Here is a 15,801-nt window from a genome sequence, read left to right as displayed (position 1 = left end):
GCAAGGAAGTCGTATGGCCGCGGCCCGGACGGCTGGGCCGCGCATTGCAGGAAGGAGGCCGATATGGAACGTCAATGGTATTTCAATACGGTCACTGAGCAGCCGGAATTGGGCATGATCTCTCCGGCAAGCCACCGCATGGGGCCGTACAAGACCAAGGAGGATGCGCTCGACGCGTGGAAGATCGTGCAGGAGCGCAATCTGGAATGGGAGGAACAGGACCGCGAATGGAAACGTTGGTCCTCTGACGGCCAAGCCGGAGCATCCTCCCGGGGCTGATCGTCACCATGCGGTGACGGCGGGCTTGGATGCTGAAGAACGATACGCCGGGTGGAAACCCTTCGTCGAATCAGGACGAGGATTTCCACCCGGCGTTTTTCGTCATTGCCCATGCGTGCGGAACGAATGTGATTTTTATCACGTTTATTCGGCGCGGTTTTCAGGTTTTTCGCAGGTGAGGGCTAATAGAATCAAGAACTAGCGACGACGTAACAATGCGTCGCCAACCAAACACCCAGAAGGAGTGGAAATGGCAGCAGTTGATGCGACGGCGGTCTCCCAGGAAGAGCTTGAGGCCAAGGCTTGGGAAGGTTTCGCTGAGGGCAACTGGCAGAAGGACATCGATGTCCGTGATTTCATCCAGAAGAACTACACGCCGTATGAGGGCGATGAGTCCTTCCTGGCGGATGCCACCGAGAAGACCAAGCACCTGTGGAAGTATCTCGATGACAACTATCTGGCAGTGGAGCGCAAGCAGCGCGTCTACGACGTGGACACCCACACCCCGGCCGGCATCGACGCCTTCCCGGCGGGCTACATCGACTCCCCGGAAGTCGATAATGTGATCGTCGGCCTGCAGACCGACGTGCCGTGCAAGCGTGCCATGATGCCGAACGGCGGCTGGCGTATGGTCGAGCAGGCCATCAAGGAGGCCGGCAAGGAGCCCGATCCGCAGATCAAGAAGATCTTCACCAAGTACCGCAAGACGCACAACGACGGCGTCTTCGGCGTCTACACCAAGCAGATCAAGCTCGCCCGCCACAACAAGATCCTCACCGGTCTGCCGGACGCCTACGGCCGTGGCCGCATCATCGGCGACTACCGTCGTGTGGCGCTGTACGGCGTGAACACCCTGATCAAGTTCAAGCAGCGCGACAAGGACTCCATCCCGTACCGCAACGACTTCACCGAGCCGGAGATCGAGCACTGGATCCGCTTCCGCGAAGAGCATGACGAGCAGATCAAGGCCCTGAAGCAGCTGATCAACCTCGGCAACGAGTACGGCCTCGACCTGTCCCGCCCGGCACAGACCGCACAGGAAGCCGTGCAGTGGACCTACATGGGCTACCTCGCCTCCGTCAAGAGCCAGGACGGCGCCGCCATGTCCTTCGGCCGTGTCTCCACCTTCTTCGACGTCTACTTCGAGCGCGACCTGAAGGCCGGCAAGATTACCGAGACCGACGCCCAGGAAATCATCGATAACCTGGTCATGAAGCTGCGCATCGTGCGCTTCCTGCGCACCAAGGACTACGACGCCATCTTCTCCGGCGATCCGTACTGGGCGACCTGGTCCGATGCGGGCTTCGGCGACGATGGCCGCACCATGGTCACCAAGACCTCGTTCCGTCTGCTCAACACCCTGACCCTCGAGCACCTCGGACCTGGCCCGGAGCCGAACATCACCATCTTCTGGGATCCGAAGCTGCCGGAAGCCTACAAGCGCTTCTGCGCCCGAATCTCCATCGACACCTCGGCCATCCAGTACGAGTCCGATAAGGAAATCCGCTCTCACTGGGGCGACGACGCCGCCATCGCATGCTGCGTCTCCCCGATGCGCGTGGGCAAGCAGATGCAGTTCTTCGCCGCTCGTGTGAACTCCGCCAAAGCCCTGCTGTACGCCATCAACGGCGGACGTGACGAGATGACCGGCATGCAGGTCATCGACAAGGGCGTCATCGACCCGATCAAGCCGGAAGCCGATGGCACGCTGGATTACGAGAAGGTCAAGGCCAACTACGAGAAGGCCCTTGAATGGCTGTCCGAGACCTATGTGATGGCTCTGAACATCATCCATTACATGCATGATAAGTACGCTTACGAGTCCATCGAGATGGCCCTGCACGACAAGGAGGTCTACCGCACTCTCGGTTGCGGCATGTCCGGCCTGTCGATCGCGGCCGACTCCCTGTCCGCATGCAAGTACGCCAAGGTCTACCCGATCTACAACAAGGACGCCAAGACCACTCCGGGTCATGAGAACGAGTACGTCGAAGGCGCGGACGACGATCTGATCGTCGGCTACCGCACCGAAGGCGACTTCCCGATCTACGGCAACGACGACGACCGCGCCGACGACATCGCCAAGTGGGTCGTCTCCACCGTCATGGGCCAGGTCAAGCGTCTGCCGGTGTACCGCGACGCCGTTCCGACCCAGTCCATCCTGACCATCACCTCCAATGTGGAGTATGGAAAGGCCACTGGCGCCTTCCCGTCCGGCCACAAGAAGGGCACTCCGTACGCTCCGGGCGCCAATCCGGAGAACGGCATGGACTCCCACGGCATGCTGCCGTCCATGTTCTCGGTCGGCAAGATCGACTACAACGACGCGCTCGACGGCATCTCGCTGACCAACACCATTACCCCTGATGGTCTGGGCCGCGACGAGGACGAGCGCATCGGCAACTTGGTGGGCATCCTGGATGCCGGCAACGGCCACGGTCTGTACCACGCCAACATCAACGTGCTGCGCAAGGAACAGCTCGAGGATGCCGTCGAGCATCCGGAGAAGTACCCGCACCTGACCGTGCGTGTCTCCGGCTACGCGGTGAACTTCGTCAAGCTCACCAAGGAGCAGCAGCTCGACGTGATCTCCCGTACGTTCCACCAGGGCGCAGTCGTCGACTGACGTTCCTGTCGGACGGATGACCGCCGCCGTATGAGACGGCGATAAGGCAAGGGGCGGAGCTTATGCTCCGTCCCTCTTTTTTCGATAGGATGGGAAGGATGATGAAAGGGGATATCGATGCCTGAACACATATTCCGCACCACGACCAGGCATATGCTGAGGGATTCCAAGGAATACGCCAAGCAGACTCTGATGGGAGGCCTGTCGGGATTCGAATCCCCGATTGGCCTGGATCGTTTGGATCGCATCCAGGCGCTGAAAAGCGGCGACATCGGATTCGTGCATTCGTGGGACATCAACACGTCCGTGGACGGTCCCGGTACCCGTATGACCGTTTTCATGAGCGGATGCCCGTTGCGTTGCCAGTACTGCCAGAACCCGGACACTTGGAAGATGCGCGACGGCAAGCCCGTGTACTACGAGGCCATGATCAAGAAGATCGAACGCTACGCAGACCTGTTCAAGGCCACCGGCGGCGGCATTACCTTCTCCGGCGGGGAATCCATGATGCAGCCCGCCTTCGTGTCCCGCGTGTTCCACGCGGCCAAGCAGATGGGCGTGCACACGTGCCTCGACACGTCCGGCTTCCTCGGCGAGAGCTACACCGACGAGATGGTGAACGATATCGACCTGTGTCTGCTCGACGTCAAATCCGGCGACGAGGAGACATACCACAAGGTGACCGGTGGAATCCTGCAGCCGACCATCGATTTCGGACAGCGGCTCGCCAAGGCGGGCAAGAAGATCTGGGTGCGGTTCGTGCTCGTGCCGGGCCTCACCTCATCCGAGGAGAACGTCGAGAACGTGGCGAAGATCTGCGAGACCTTTGGCGACGCCGTGGAACATATCGACGTGCTGCCCTTCCACCAGCTTGGACGTCCGAAATGGCACATGCTGGGAATCCCATATCCGCTGGATGACCAGAAAGGGCCATCGGCCGCGATGAAGCAGCGTGTGGTCGAGCAGTTCCAGGCGCACGGATTCACCGTATACTGATTCCCCTCCGGTCGGAGTTTCGCATACGAATTCGCATGCGAAAAGGAACGCCGGAACCGCGTCATGCCAATTTGGCGGCGCGGTTCCGGCGTTTCTATCACGATGAGGAAAATCTTCACATTCGACGCGTGGCGAAATGGCGTGAAATACGACAAAACAAGGCGCACTGGCGTAGTCTTGGACTATGGCAGACATTTTCGATTTTCCTCAAGGTGTACGCGACGTGGCGTACGACGATGACAAGGGGCCATGCATGGACGATGATGCCCGGCACTCCACACTTTTCCGCCCGCACGGCGTTCCCGACAGGGTCTGGGACGCCGTGCTTTCCGTGGAACGCATGCCACGGCTGCAAGGCATGGCATACCACGAGATTCCGGTGCCGAATTCCATGGCGAATTTCGGCATCGGCGTCGAACTGGAATGCGACGACGGATGCCCGTCCGGCTGGATCATGGTGCTGTATTCGCTCAAATTCCAGGAAGACTGGCATTCGCACTGGCGATGCGTGGCCTTCGCCTCCCTGCCGATGCCGGAAAAGGAGAGCAAACGCATGGAACCCGGCATGTATTGGGAGTCGATGATGCGGTTCCTTGATCCGGACGATTCCGAACACGTGTCGGGAACCGTCACCGTCGCACACAACACGGCCTTCGGACACGATCCGGACGCTCCGATGGCGGGATGCGAGGTCCGCGTGTCTTGGACTCCATTAGACTATGCCGATGGAGGTCTCGACGCCGGCTCCCAAGTCGGACGGTGGGCGGCATTCCTCCGATCCATGACACAATCCGAGGAGGACGTTTCCGTTGATCGATGAGCCAAAGCTGCAGTCGGAACCACGTGAAGGCGTGCCTGATGTGATCGACACACTGCCCGCGTTCCGCGAATACTGCAGTGCTTTGGCTTCCTCCCACGGCTCCCTCGCGGCGGACGCGGAACGCGCATCGGGATTCCGATACGGTCACGAGGACTGGCTGGTGCAGTTCAAACGCGACGGCGCCGGCATAGGACTGCTCGACCCCCAGGCGCTTGCGGCCGCGGGAGCCGATTGGAACGATTTCAACCGCGCGGTCGGCGACGCGGTATGGATCCTGCACGACTCCCTGCAGGACCTTCCGGGATTCGCGGACCTCGGCATGAGACCGCAGCGCCTGTTCGACACCGAAATCGCGGCGCGTCTGCTGGGACTGAAACGATTCGGTCTCGCCGCAGTCACCGAGCATTTCCTGGGATTGACCCTCGCCAAAGAGCATTCCGCGGCGGACTGGTCGTATCGCCCGTTGCCCCGCGATTGGCGCAACTACGCCGCACTGGACGTCGAACTGCTCATCGAGCTTGAGACGAAGATGCGTGCCGAGCTCAAACGCCAGGGCAAGCTGGAATGGGCCCGCGAGGAGTTCGAATACGCGCTCAAAGAAGGCCTGGGACCGCGCAAGGAGCATCCGATCCCATGGATGCACGTCTCGCATATCAACGAAGTCATGCGCGACCGTCAGGCGCTGGCCATCGTCAGGGCGCTGTGGACCAGACGAGACGAACTCGCTCGCGAATACGACATCGCGCCATCGCTGCTGCTCGCCGACAGCACCATCATCGAAGTGGCCAAACGCAAGCCGCACAACGCGGCGCAGTTCCGCGCGATCCGGTCCATCAACGAACGCGTCCGCATGCACACCGATTCCGAACAGGACAAGATGTTCGAACGCTACGCGCCGATCCAACGCAAAATCAAACCGAGCATGTGGAAACACGTCATCCAGGAGGCGCTTGCTCTGCCGCCAAGCGAATGGCCGGAGACGGACAGCGCCGTCGGCCGTCGGCACGAACCGCAGTCGTCGGCTCCAAAATCCATCCGCGCGTGGAAGGAACGCTATCCGGAACGTCTGAAGGTGCTCAACAAGGCGCGCAAGGTGGTTTCGCAGATAGCTGAAGACACACGCACGCCAGTGGAGATCATCATCAAACCGCAGTATCTGCGCAACCTGTGCTGGACGGACGAACCGCGAAAGCGCGATGTGGCACAGTTCCTTACGGAGCAGGGCGCGCGCGACTGGCAGGTCGCCCTTGTCGCAGAGTCCGTAAGTCGCGCTATCATGTAGAGGTTGCCTAACGGCAGAACAATGAAGAACCGTATTGTTTCAGGAGCGCAAGCGTGAAAATCAGCGTCAGGAATCTTGAGCCGACCAAGGTGAAGCTCACCATCACCGTCGACCCGGAGGAATTCAACCCGTATCTCGACGAGGCTCGCAAGGAAATCGGCAAGCAGGTCAACGTGCCTGGCTTCCGCAAGGGTCATGTGCCCGGCAAGATTATCGACCAGCGCATCGGCTTCGGCGCCGTCGCCGGCGAGGCTGTGAACAACGGTGTGCCGGAGCTGTATTCCAAGGCTCTCGAAACCAAGAAGATCCACCCGATGGCCCAGCCGGAGATCGATGTTCAGGAAGTGCCGGAATCCGCCAAGGATGAGACCAAGCTGAAGTTCGTCGCCACCGTCGAGCGTCGTCCGGACATCGAACTGCCGGCTCTTGACGGCATGGAGATCGAGGTCGCCAAGGCTGAAGTCACCGATGAAGACATCAACAACCGTCTGGAAGCCCTGCGCCAGCGTTTCGGCACTCTCGTGAGCGTCGACCGTCCGGCCGCCAAGGGCGACTACGCCAACATCGACCTCAACGCCGAAATCGACGGCGAGAGCGTGGACTCCCAGGAAGGCGTGAGCTACGAGCTCGGCTCCGGCACCATGCTCGACGGTCTGGACGAGGCCCTCGAAGGCCTGTCCGCCGGTGAGGAAACCACCTTCGAAGGCACTCTCGAAGCTGGCAAGCATGAAGGCGAGAAGGCCCAGATTAAGGTCAAGGTCAACTCCGTCAAGGCCGAGGAACTGCCGGAACTCGACGATGACTTCGCTTCCGAAGCCTCTGAGTTCGACACCCTCGACGAGCTGAAGGAAGACCTGAAGAAGGTCGCCGCTCAGGACGCCGAAGGCCGTCAGGCCACCGCCGCCCGTGACGCGTTCATCGCCAAGCTCGAGGAAGGCCTCGAGATTCCGGTGCCGAAGGGCGTCAAGGCCGAAATGGTCGAGCAGCAGCTCAAGAACGTGACCGCGGATCCGTCCAAGGCCACCAAGGAGCAGAAGGCCGAAGCCGAAGAAACCGTGGAGAAGGAACTGCGCGACCAGATGGTGCTCGACGTGCTCGCCGAGACCATGGACGTCAAGGTCTCCCAGGGCGAAGTGTTCAACTTCCTCGCCTCCATCGCCCAGCAGTACGGCATGGATCCGAACGCCTTCATCCAGGCCATCATCCGCAACGGCCAGATCGGCTCCGCGGTGCAGGAAGTCGGCCGTTCCAAGGGCCTGCTCTCCGGCATGCGCGCCGTGACCTTCAAGTCCGAAGGCGAGACCCTGGATCTGAGCGCCTTCCTTGGCGAAGCCGCTGAGGACGAAGAGTCCGAAAGCGTCGAAGCCGCTTCCGCGGCCGCAGCCGTGGCCGATGAGCTCGCAGCCGACAAGGAAGCCGAGTGAATCGCGAAAGCCGATAGGCTGAAGCGCTGAATACGCGTGGGCCGGAATCCCCAAGTGGGTTCCGGCCTTTTTCTTTCGCAGGAACAACGCTGTTGGAATATGGCCGTTGGAAATCCGGGAACGTTGGATTCCAACGGCTTCTATGGATGGGAGAGCATGTGATGGATCGGGGATATGCGGTCGTCGATTTCGAAACCACGGGACTAAGCCCCGCGAAAGGCGACCGGGCCATCGAGATAGGCCTGGTTCACGTGTCGCCGGACGGCACGCTTGAGGACGAACATGAGACGCTGATCCATGTCGATCGCAGCGTCGGCGCCTCATGGGTGCATCACATCACCGCACGGGAACTATTGCATGCACCGGACTTCGAAGGTATTGCGCATGAACTGCGCGACCTGCTGGCCGGACGCGTATTCGTGGCGCACAACGTGTCGTTCGATTCAAGGTTCCTGCTCGCCGAATATTCCCGTATGGGCGCCTCGATACCCGTCGACCAAAGCACCATGCTGTGCACGATGAAACTGTCCCGCTCACTGATCGGCCGTGGCAAACTCTCCGATTGCTGCGAATACTTCGGCATCGCGAACGAGGATGCGCACAGCGCGCTGAGCGACGCCCATGCCACGGCTATATTGCTTGGACGGCTGATCGAATCCGATCCTGAATGGCCGGGCTTCAAACGCCGTCTCGAATCGGCCGCTGACGCCGCGGAGCAATGGCCAACGTTCTCCTCATTGCCGAAGAAGGAATGGCTGCCGCGAAGCTCGCACGTTGACGGTAATGCCATGACCTGGTGATGTTGTGAAATCCCTAGCGCGGAGGCCTCGGCGTTCGCCCGACGTGTCGGCGCTAGGGATTTCGCTGCCTCCGTCTTGGCGGAAGCAGCGAAAGACGATTCTTTTTTACGCGCCTATGGCGGGGATTGGGCGGAACACGTTCACGCTACGGTCTAGGTCGGCCTGCGCGTCGGTCGCGGTGTCCAACACCACGTTGCCCGTGGACGACGGATCCACTTTGACCGCGACCATGTCCAACGGCACGGCACGCTCGGTCGCGAGCATCGCGTCGACCTGCGCGCCGAAGCACGAGTCCGCCGCGTCGTCCCCGATCGCCGCGGACTCCGTCATCGCGACCACGTGGTTCGCGGCGATGTAGTTGCCCGACCCGTCCGCGACGCGCACCACGACCGGCCGCGCGCCCGCCGGCCTGAGATGCTCCGGGTCGATGACCTCGGACACGTGGTTTGCGACGACCGTGTTGCGCGTTCCCTCCACGTGCACGAGCCCATAGTCATCGTCCAGGCCGTTGTCGTGCTCCTGCATGGGCGGCCATGACGCGGCTGCCTCCCGGCCATACCTCGTGCAGGTCGGGCCAATGGTCATCGGCCATGTTGTAGCGGATGCTGGAGGACACGAATCCGTGGCCGTCGCCCTCGATGCGCCGGTCAATTCGATGCCGAAAGCGGTTTAGGCGATCCACGATCCGCTGATGCGTGCCGCGTCAGCACCCTTGAGTCTGATGGCCACGCCGACATTGTTGAACGCCATGTTCTCAATGGAGACACGGTTGTTGTCGGTCTGTGCGTCGATACCGAATCCGTTGTTCGCCGAGCCCTTGATGATTTTTTAGCCCGCAAACCCGGTATTTCAATGCCGGGTTTGCGGGCTAAAAAATCATCAAGCGTTTCCATACCCGGTTTTTGTAACTGCGGAAGAGACTATGCCATCTGAAATCAGCGGAGCTGGCGTTGCGGAATCGCTTTTCGTCGTCGGCGGATTCCCGATGGAACTCGTCCGTTTATGAGAACAGGAATTTGATTTCGGCGAAGAATTCGCGGAGCATGTTGTTCGCCAGCATGTCGCGGGGAGAGCCGGCCGCGATGCCCTGCGCCTCCACGAGGCCGTTTTTGTGCGCGATCTGCAGCGCGCGGAACATATGGAAATCGTTGGTGATGATGCCGACCTCGGCGTTGGGTTTCGTGATCAGGCCGCTGCTGTTCGAGATGTTCTCCTGGGTGGTTCGTGACTTCGTCTCCTTGAGGATGCGGTCTTTCTCGATGCCGTGCTCCTCAAGATAGTCGGCCATGCCCTGGGCCTCCGGGAACGGCTCGTTCACGCCTCGGCCGCCGGAGACGATGCAGATGGTTTTCGGATTCTCATTGAGATATTCGATTGCCGTGTCGAGCCGATAGCGCAGCACCTTGCTCGGACCGGACGCGCGCACCTGGGCGCCGAGTACTACCACGTAGTCGAGGTCGGTGCTGGCCTGTTCGGTCATTCTGCTGATGACGCAGCCTTCTACTGTGCCGAATACTACGAGTGCGATGAAGACTAGGGAAACGATGATGTCTTGGACGAGACGGGGGAAGTTGGACCACCAGTCGGCTGCGATGCCGATTGCGAGTAGGATGAGGCAGGCGGCGATGGCCAGCCAGACCATCCAGAAACCGGTGCCGGATCGGGCCTTCATCACGGCGAACGCATAGAACGCCGACAGTAGGGCCAATGCAACGCATAGTAGGATTCCCAATCGTCGCCCCATCGTTTTCATGCCAACAACCTCTTAACGCGCATGCCCATGTCCTGTAAAGTCCACCATTCAATCCCTGTCCAAGAGTAAACGAAAAGGCGGGACCGATCGATGCGTTGCGTACGATGTAGACGATTCCTTCGCATTTTTCCGGAAGATGGCGTTTTGTTTTTTTTGATGAATTTTTTAGCCCGCAAACCCGGTATTCCAATGCCGGGTTAGGGCGTTCCCGATTATGCACATGGTAGTGGATGTGCTACAATTATTCCTATGAGCACAAGCGATGAACGGTTTACACATGGTAGGACTTCGGTATATAATCTGAACTACCACATCATCTGGTGCACGAAATACCGTCGCAAGGTGCTCAAGAACGGAATCGACTCGGATTTGAAGGCCATCCTCCAGGAGATAGCCGACGAGCACGGCTACCGTATCCCCCACATGGAGGTCGGATTGGACGACCACATCCACCTGTTCGTGTCCGCCCCGCCGAAAATCAGCGTGAGCAGCATCGTCAAACAGCTGAAAGGCACGTCCAGCCTCAGACTGTTCTCCATGCATCCCGAACTGAAAAGCCAGTATTGGCGTCGGAAAGGCGAAAGGAGCCTATGGTCTCCCAGCTATTTCGCGGAAAGCATCGGCGCCACCAACGAACAAGCGGTGGCGAAATATATCGACGGTCAACGGGAGAAGGAGCGTGAACAGCGATGACCATGCGTAAAGCGGCCCAACGCATCCCGTTCAAACCGTCCAAGACGCAAGCCTTATTGTTGGAGCGTTGCTTCGGTGACAGGCGTTTCGCCTACAATCAGCAGGTCGGGGCGTTCAACACGTATGACAAGGAGTCCAATCCGAAACCGTCGTATCCGAATGTGACGGATATGAAGAATGCGAACGAATGGTTGAGGGACAGTCCCATACCATCGAACGCGTTGAGCAACGCCATCGTGGATTTTCGCAAAGCCCGATCCGCCTACTTTCATAAGGCGCAGTATGGTAAAAACCGTCCACGTTTCGCTTCCAAAATTGACAACGTCCAATCGTTTCGGAACAGTATGCCCATACGGCGTTTGGACGGCAACCGGTATCCGTTGTCAAGGAAGCTTGGTTCTGTAAGAATCCGCAAACGTGACCGTTTGCGCTATCCGGTCGAATCATTGTCGAGCTGGACGGTGAGACGTGAGAACGGCAAATACTATCTGGTGCTCCTGTTCAACGTGGACGTTCAACCGAAGAAGCCGGTCGAAGGCAAAATCGGCATAGATGCCGGGGTTAAGGATTTCATCACACTATCCACCGGTGAGAAAATCAACTACCCAACCGTATGAAGGTTTTGGAGGAACGCGTCAAACGCGGGCAACGCAAACTATCCCATAGAAGGAAAGGGTCAAACAATTACCTTAAGCAGAAGCAGAACGTAGCGAAAGCATATGCGAAACTCCGCCACTATCGTGAAGACTTCCAACATCAGACATCTCACAGGCTGATTGAAGAGAACCAATTCATCGGCATGGAAACCCTGATGGTGCGGAACATGACACGAAAAGCGAAGAAGAAGCTCGACGCGAACGGCAAGCCCATGCGTAACGGACAGTCGCGCAAACGCGCGATGAACCGTTCCATACTCCGCGACGGGTGGAGCGGTCTCGTGGACAAGCTCGCATACAAGGCCGAACGGTACGGGCGCACGCTCATCCGGGTGGACAGGTTCTACCCGAGTTCCAAACTCTGCCACGACTGCGGACACAAGTACAAGGAGCTGCGGCTGTCGGAACGCGAATGGGTGTGCGAACATTGCGGACGGAAGCACGACCGGGATGTGAACGCCGCGCTGAACATTCGAGACGAGGCGCTTCGCCTCAACCAAACCGGACAATGACCGCAAAAAGAGGAACCGACCGACAATCGGGGATAGCCTGCCAGATATGGGAAGCCGCTGCACTCGGACCTAACGCCCGAGTGCAAGCAAGCCCAGTTCGCAGGAATCCCGTGGTTTCAACCACGGGAGTGTCAAGATGCGAGCCGCTCGTATAATGTCGCATGTCGCTCCTGCCCGGGCTGCGCAGGTCGAGGAGCGGCCCACGGTGAACGCCGCGATCTCCAATTCACGGTGCGCGGCATCGACCGAGAGAAGGATTCATTATGGCGGAGCCATTCCCCAAAACGATTGCCCATGATACGGATGCGAAGGCTGCGGGACGTTCCCGGGAAACGTCGAAGGAAACACGCGGAACGCTTGCATGGCGTGTGGTCGACATCGCCGTCGGCGCGGCGGTCGGCGTGATGTCGGGAGTGATGTTCTGGGTGTTTGATGGTCTGTCGTATGGTCTTTTCCCGCTGCTGACGCTGATTCTTCCGGGCTCCGCCGCGTTGCTGCACGCGTTGTTCTATTTCCCGGCTACCCTTGGATTGCTGATTGTGCGCAAGCCGGGAGCCTCCGCCTATGTGCTTCTGGTCGCCTCGTTCATCGAAGTGGTGCTCGGCACGAAATACAGCGTGAGCCTGGTGGTGATCGCGCTCGTGCAGGCGGTGGCTGCCGAAGCGGTGTTCGCCCTGTTCCGCTACCGTCGTTGGACGCTTGGCGTCACATTGCTGTCGGCCATGGCGATCGGCATCGTATACAACTTCTACCTGCTGTTCTTCTACTATCAGGCGTTCTCGTTCTTCAGCCCACGCGGCCTCATCGGCACCGTGTGCGAGCTGTTGAGCGCGTTGGTGTTCGCAGGTTTCGGCTCATGGGGTCTGTGCCGCGCGTTGGCGCGATCCGGCGTCCTGGGCCGCTTCGCCTCCGGACGGTGAATGTCCCGGATGGTTCCGTTCCTGCCGCTTCGCACGTTGGGCTGTGGGACGGTCGGGGTGGAACCGTGGCCGATCTGGTGAACCGTGTGCCATTCGAGAAGCGCCAAGGCTCCGCGGGTGGGGCTTATCGGTAGTTGCGCTCGATGAGGATGTCGGAGACGGTGAGATTCGCCTCGTTGACGAGATTGAACAGGATCACCTCGGCGAGTTCGGCCGGGCTCATGAAGGAATGCTGCTTGTCGAGCGACACGTAATCGTGGCTGTCGCGGTAGAAATCGGTGTCGATGCCGCCGGGGTAGACACCCACCACCTTCACGCTCGTGCCCTTGTAGGCGGCCTTCAGGCTCTGCGTGTATCCCTTCTCGCCCCACTTGGTCGCGCAGTACACGGATTCATTGGCGTTGCCGCGCGTGGCGGCGGTGCTCATCACATTGGCGATCTTCAGATTCTGCTCGCCGCAGGCCTTCAACGTCGCCACACTCCACAGGATCATGCCTTTGAGGCCCTTCAGGCACTTGTCCACGTCGGCCGCGACGTAGCCGGTCGGCACCTTGAACGAGGGCTGGCCGGCATTGTTGATCAACAGGTCGATATGGCCGAGCTGCGCGATTTCGGCGATGGCGTCGTTCACAAAGGTCTCGTCGGAAACGTCGCCGACGAATGCGCGATAGCTGTCGGAACCGAATCTGTCGGCAAGCTCGGCCTGGCGTTCGGCGTTGAAGTCTATGCCGGCTACCAGCCAACCCTTGCTGATGAGCTGGCGCGCCAGCTCATAGCCCAGACCCAGGGCGCTTCCGGTGACGATCGCGATGTGCTTTCCTTCGGCTGCTGACATGTCAGTCTCCTTGCTTGTCTTCGTGGACTATGCCGATTGGCTTGTAGGACATTGTCCTGTCGCAATATTCTTCGGGCAACGTTTTATCGTGGCCATCATACCGTCTGACCGGAATCCAGAGCTTGGCATGGTGTCCGTGAGCGATTCCTCTGTGACGACGTGGCGTTTCGGATTCAACGGGCGGCTTTCTGCCTTTGCGCTGGAACACAGGGTATGGAGCCGTCTGACGTTGGATTCTGCTGAATCGAATCCATGAACCATTCGAAAATCTGCCGCTCGCTTACGGGCTTGAGATTCCACGCGTCCAGACCGACGTTCACGCAACGCGGGTCGGTGCCGTCGGGAACATCCTGATGCGTGTGACCATATAGCAGCCAACCCTCGCAGTCGGGCGCATCATCCGCGAACTCGTTCCAGTTCCCGGGCCAATCGTCATGTTCCTGCAGCATTGACGACAAGCGCGGGAAATGACTCATGCCAACCGTCTGCAGCGTGGTCTGAGGTGCGGTCCGGCCCGTGGACTCGCTCGAATCGCCGAGCAGCGGCAGCGTCATATCGATCTCACGGTAATCGTCGATGGTTTCGAACACGTCCGCATACAACACGTCGTTGGAGCGGAGCCGGAAGTTGCGGTCGTGGTTGCCGATGATCATGTGCAGATGCCGGCAGTTGATGCGGTGCAGACAGTCAAGCGTGTGCTCGACGGTGCATCGGTAGGAGAGGTCGCCGAGAATCCATAGTTCGTCGTCGCGTCCAACGAGCTTGTTGATGTTGCCGATGATGGTATTCTCATGGCGTTCGATGTCGCACATGGCTTTGAACGACGTCTGATTGTCGCGTACGTATTGTTTGATCCATGCGTGCGCGGCGGCGCGACCCTGCGCCTGCCAGACATCACGGTATTCGGTGCGGAGCCTGCCATTGTTCAGGAATCCGCGCAGTGCGGTGACCAGAGGGTGGCCGAAATGCGTGTCCGAAGTGAAATAGCGCATGTGATTCCTTACGGTATGCGATTGCTGGATCCTTTATCAATGATAGAGCGCAACATCACACGAATAGTCCTCTAAAAACGCTTGTTGGCTTATTTGTGGCACCGTTTGGCGATTATGGCGAGTATGAGCGTTGGTGAGGAGGGGTGAAATCTGGACTGTGCTGGCTGATGGTTACGCGAAAAAGCCTCGGCCGGTTGTCGTTGTGCAGAATGACGAAATCGAGGGTTTTGACTCTACCGTGGTATGCCTGATGACTTCTTTTACGTCGAATGATATGACTACCCGGGTTAAAGTTCCTCCTACTACGCAGAATGGTTTGATTAAAAAGTTGGGTGATGACGGAGAAGATTCTTGCAGTGCACACTTTGGCATTGGGCCAACGCATTGGAATTTTGGAAGATGATGTCATGCGCCAGGTGGAAAAGAAACTTGCACATGTTCTAGCTCTATGAAAGCGCTTGATGCGATTTCGCGGGTCGCTATGCCGCAGCAGATAGCGGAGATTGCTCGTCCTATCGCGCTGCGGCATCATGTCAATGAACTGTACCTGTTCGGTTCCATGGCTCGAGGGGAGGGGCATGCGGATTCGGATATCGATTTCATCTATCAGTTTGACGACACCGCCAATCCAATGATTGATGAGTGGGCTTTGCGTGATGATCTTGCATCGACTTTTGGTCGGGAGATCGACTTGGTGAAAAAACGATACATTACCACTGAACTGCAGGACAGACTGGCTGAAATGCAGCGTGTGATATTCGTCAATTCCATAACCTCCAATCCGATGTTCCGCATTATCTGAGGTGTGTTATGAAAACGACGGAAAAAGATGCCTTGCATATCGTCGCGATAGTCCGCGCTCTTCATGATGCGCAACGATTCCTTGGAGGGCTAAGCGCTGAGGAATTCGCTGAGAATGATGAGAAACAGAATGCCGTGGCTATGGTGATTGCCAGAGCAGGAGAGCACACCAGGAAGCTCTCAAAAGAATTCCGTGAATCGGAATCCGGTGTTCCATGGCGTGGAGTGAGTGGCATGCGCGACTGGATCGCCCATGATTATGACGGACTTGATTTTGATTGCTTGTACTATGCCGTAACCCATGAAGTACCGGAGGTGTTGGCGATTCTACAACCATATGTGGAACAACAGGCGCAGGTGCAGCTTACAGGGAAGGATCCTTTTGATGTGCCGCGGATCTGAGGGGAAAGGT

The 15,801-nt window shown here is 58.7% G+C and carries 19 protein-coding genes and 1 pseudogene; 16 read left to right on the top strand and 4 right to left on the bottom strand.

The features are described 5' to 3' along the window. The first annotated feature begins 63 nt into the window (after positions 1-63). From OU26_RS05755 to OU26_RS05725, 8 genes are all read left to right on the top strand, one after another. Positions 64-279 (top strand): hypothetical protein, encoded by a 216-nt coding sequence (locus OU26_RS05755; RefSeq protein ID WP_026646079.1) that lies wholly within the window; start codon positions 64-66, stop codon positions 277-279. A 29-nt stretch (positions 280-308) separates the two neighbouring features. Continuing rightward, positions 309-458, top strand: coding sequence for a hypothetical protein (locus tag OU26_RS10205; RefSeq protein ID WP_155809200.1), 150 nt, complete (start codon positions 309-311; stop codon positions 456-458). A 71-nt stretch (positions 459-529) separates the two neighbouring features. Beyond that, a complete protein-coding gene (pflB, locus tag OU26_RS05750) occupies positions 530-2,905 on the top strand; it encodes a formate C-acetyltransferase (RefSeq protein ID WP_026646078.1) in 2,376 nt (791 codons plus the stop codon). A 117-nt stretch (positions 2,906-3,022) separates the two neighbouring features. Further along, complete coding sequence (gene pflA, locus OU26_RS05745) at positions 3,023-3,901, top strand: pyruvate formate-lyase-activating protein (RefSeq protein ID WP_026646077.1); 879 nt, start codon at positions 3,023-3,025, stop codon at positions 3,899-3,901. Between the two features lie 184 nt (positions 3,902-4,085). Further along, the gene (locus tag OU26_RS05740) at positions 4,086-4,721 is read left to right on the top strand and encodes a DUF3000 family protein (protein WP_033498968.1); all 636 of its coding nucleotides are present in this window, start codon (positions 4,086-4,088) and stop codon (positions 4,719-4,721) included. After that, positions 4,711-6,003: an HRDC domain-containing protein gene (locus tag OU26_RS05735; protein WP_026646075.1), complete on the top strand. Its 1,293-nt coding sequence runs from the start codon at positions 4,711-4,713 to the stop codon at positions 6,001-6,003. The genes OU26_RS05740 and OU26_RS05735 overlap by 11 nt, the downstream gene beginning before the upstream one ends. Before the next feature lie 53 nt (positions 6,004-6,056). Continuing rightward, entirely contained in the window at positions 6,057-7,427 is a 1,371-nt protein-coding gene (gene tig / locus OU26_RS05730) for a trigger factor (RefSeq protein ID WP_026646074.1), read from the top strand. A 146-nt stretch (positions 7,428-7,573) separates the two neighbouring features. Beyond that, positions 7,574-8,227, top strand: coding sequence for a 3'-5' exonuclease (locus tag OU26_RS05725; protein WP_033498967.1), 654 nt, complete (start codon positions 7,574-7,576; stop codon positions 8,225-8,227). 105 nt (positions 8,228-8,332) lie between these two features. Here the strand turns inward: OU26_RS05725 and OU26_RS09470 are convergent, their stop codons facing one another. Together OU26_RS09470 and OU26_RS05715 are read right to left on the bottom strand one after the other, a co-directional pair. Next, positions 8,333-8,752 (bottom strand): hypothetical protein, encoded by a 420-nt coding sequence (locus tag OU26_RS09470; protein WP_026646072.1) that lies wholly within the window; start codon positions 8,750-8,752, stop codon positions 8,333-8,335. Positions 8,753-9,227: 475 nt separating this feature from the next. After that, entirely contained in the window at positions 9,228-9,935 is a 708-nt protein-coding gene (locus OU26_RS05715; protein WP_337588533.1) for an ElyC/SanA/YdcF family protein, read from the bottom strand. 294 nt (positions 9,936-10,229) lie between these two features. Here OU26_RS05715 and tnpA point away from each other — a divergent pair, with 294 nt between their 5' ends. The 4 genes from tnpA (at position 10,230) to OU26_RS05700 (ending at position 12,761) form a co-directional block, all read left to right on the top strand. Further along, a complete protein-coding gene (gene tnpA, locus OU26_RS05710; RefSeq protein WP_026646070.1) occupies positions 10,230-10,673 on the top strand; it encodes an IS200/IS605 family transposase in 444 nt (147 codons plus the stop codon). Continuing rightward, the gene (locus OU26_RS10520; RefSeq protein WP_237743743.1) at positions 10,670-11,290 is read left to right on the top strand and encodes an RNA-guided endonuclease InsQ/TnpB family protein; all 621 of its coding nucleotides are present in this window, start codon (positions 10,670-10,672) and stop codon (positions 11,288-11,290) included. The genes tnpA and OU26_RS10520 overlap by 4 nt, the downstream gene beginning before the upstream one ends. Further along, entirely contained in the window at positions 11,287-11,841 is a 555-nt protein-coding gene (locus OU26_RS10515) for an RNA-guided endonuclease TnpB family protein (RefSeq protein WP_237743742.1), read from the top strand. The genes OU26_RS10520 and OU26_RS10515 overlap by 4 nt, the downstream gene beginning before the upstream one ends. Before the next feature lie 263 nt (positions 11,842-12,104). Next, positions 12,105-12,761, top strand: coding sequence for an ECF transporter S component (locus OU26_RS05700; protein ID WP_026646069.1), 657 nt, complete (start codon positions 12,105-12,107; stop codon positions 12,759-12,761). A gap of 124 nt (positions 12,762-12,885) precedes the next feature. Here the strand turns inward: OU26_RS05700 and OU26_RS05695 are convergent, their stop codons facing one another. Together OU26_RS05695 and OU26_RS05690 are read right to left on the bottom strand one after the other, a co-directional pair. Beyond that, entirely contained in the window at positions 12,886-13,596 is a 711-nt protein-coding gene (locus OU26_RS05695) for an SDR family oxidoreductase (protein WP_026646068.1), read from the bottom strand. Positions 13,597-13,769: 173 nt separating this feature from the next. Beyond that, complete coding sequence (locus OU26_RS05690) at positions 13,770-14,588, bottom strand: metallophosphoesterase (RefSeq protein WP_026646067.1); 819 nt, start codon at positions 14,586-14,588, stop codon at positions 13,770-13,772. Between the two features lie 133 nt (positions 14,589-14,721). Between OU26_RS05690 and OU26_RS10635 the strand changes: the two are divergent. The 4 genes and pseudogenes from OU26_RS10635 to OU26_RS09680 form a co-directional block, all read left to right on the top strand. Then, a pseudogene (locus OU26_RS10635) lies at positions 14,722-14,847 on the top strand (type II toxin-antitoxin system PemK/MazF family toxin); the annotation flags it as partial. 76 nt (positions 14,848-14,923) lie between these two features. Beyond that, a complete protein-coding gene (locus OU26_RS10630) occupies positions 14,924-15,040 on the top strand; it encodes a type II toxin-antitoxin system PemK/MazF family toxin (protein WP_254879486.1) in 117 nt (38 codons plus the stop codon). Next, complete coding sequence (gene mntA / locus OU26_RS05685) at positions 15,037-15,390, top strand: type VII toxin-antitoxin system MntA family adenylyltransferase antitoxin (protein ID WP_051592897.1); 354 nt, start codon at positions 15,037-15,039, stop codon at positions 15,388-15,390. Before OU26_RS10630 ends, mntA begins: the two co-directional genes overlap by 4 nt. Before the next feature lie 8 nt (positions 15,391-15,398). Next, positions 15,399-15,791 carry a HepT-like ribonuclease domain-containing protein gene (locus tag OU26_RS09680; protein WP_051592896.1) on the top strand — a complete coding sequence of 131 codons (393 nt, stop codon included), beginning with the start codon at positions 15,399-15,401 and terminating at the stop codon, positions 15,789-15,791. Positions 15,792-15,801: the final 10 nt, after the last annotated feature.

The sequence above is a fragment of the Bifidobacterium ruminantium DSM 6489 genome (genome assembly GCF_000770925.1).
In the GTDB taxonomy this organism is placed as follows: Bacteria; Actinomycetota; Actinomycetes; order Actinomycetales; family Bifidobacteriaceae; genus Bifidobacterium; species Bifidobacterium ruminantium.
Note: the sequence above shows the minus strand (reverse complement) of the source record. Positions and strands in the feature narration are given on the sequence as shown.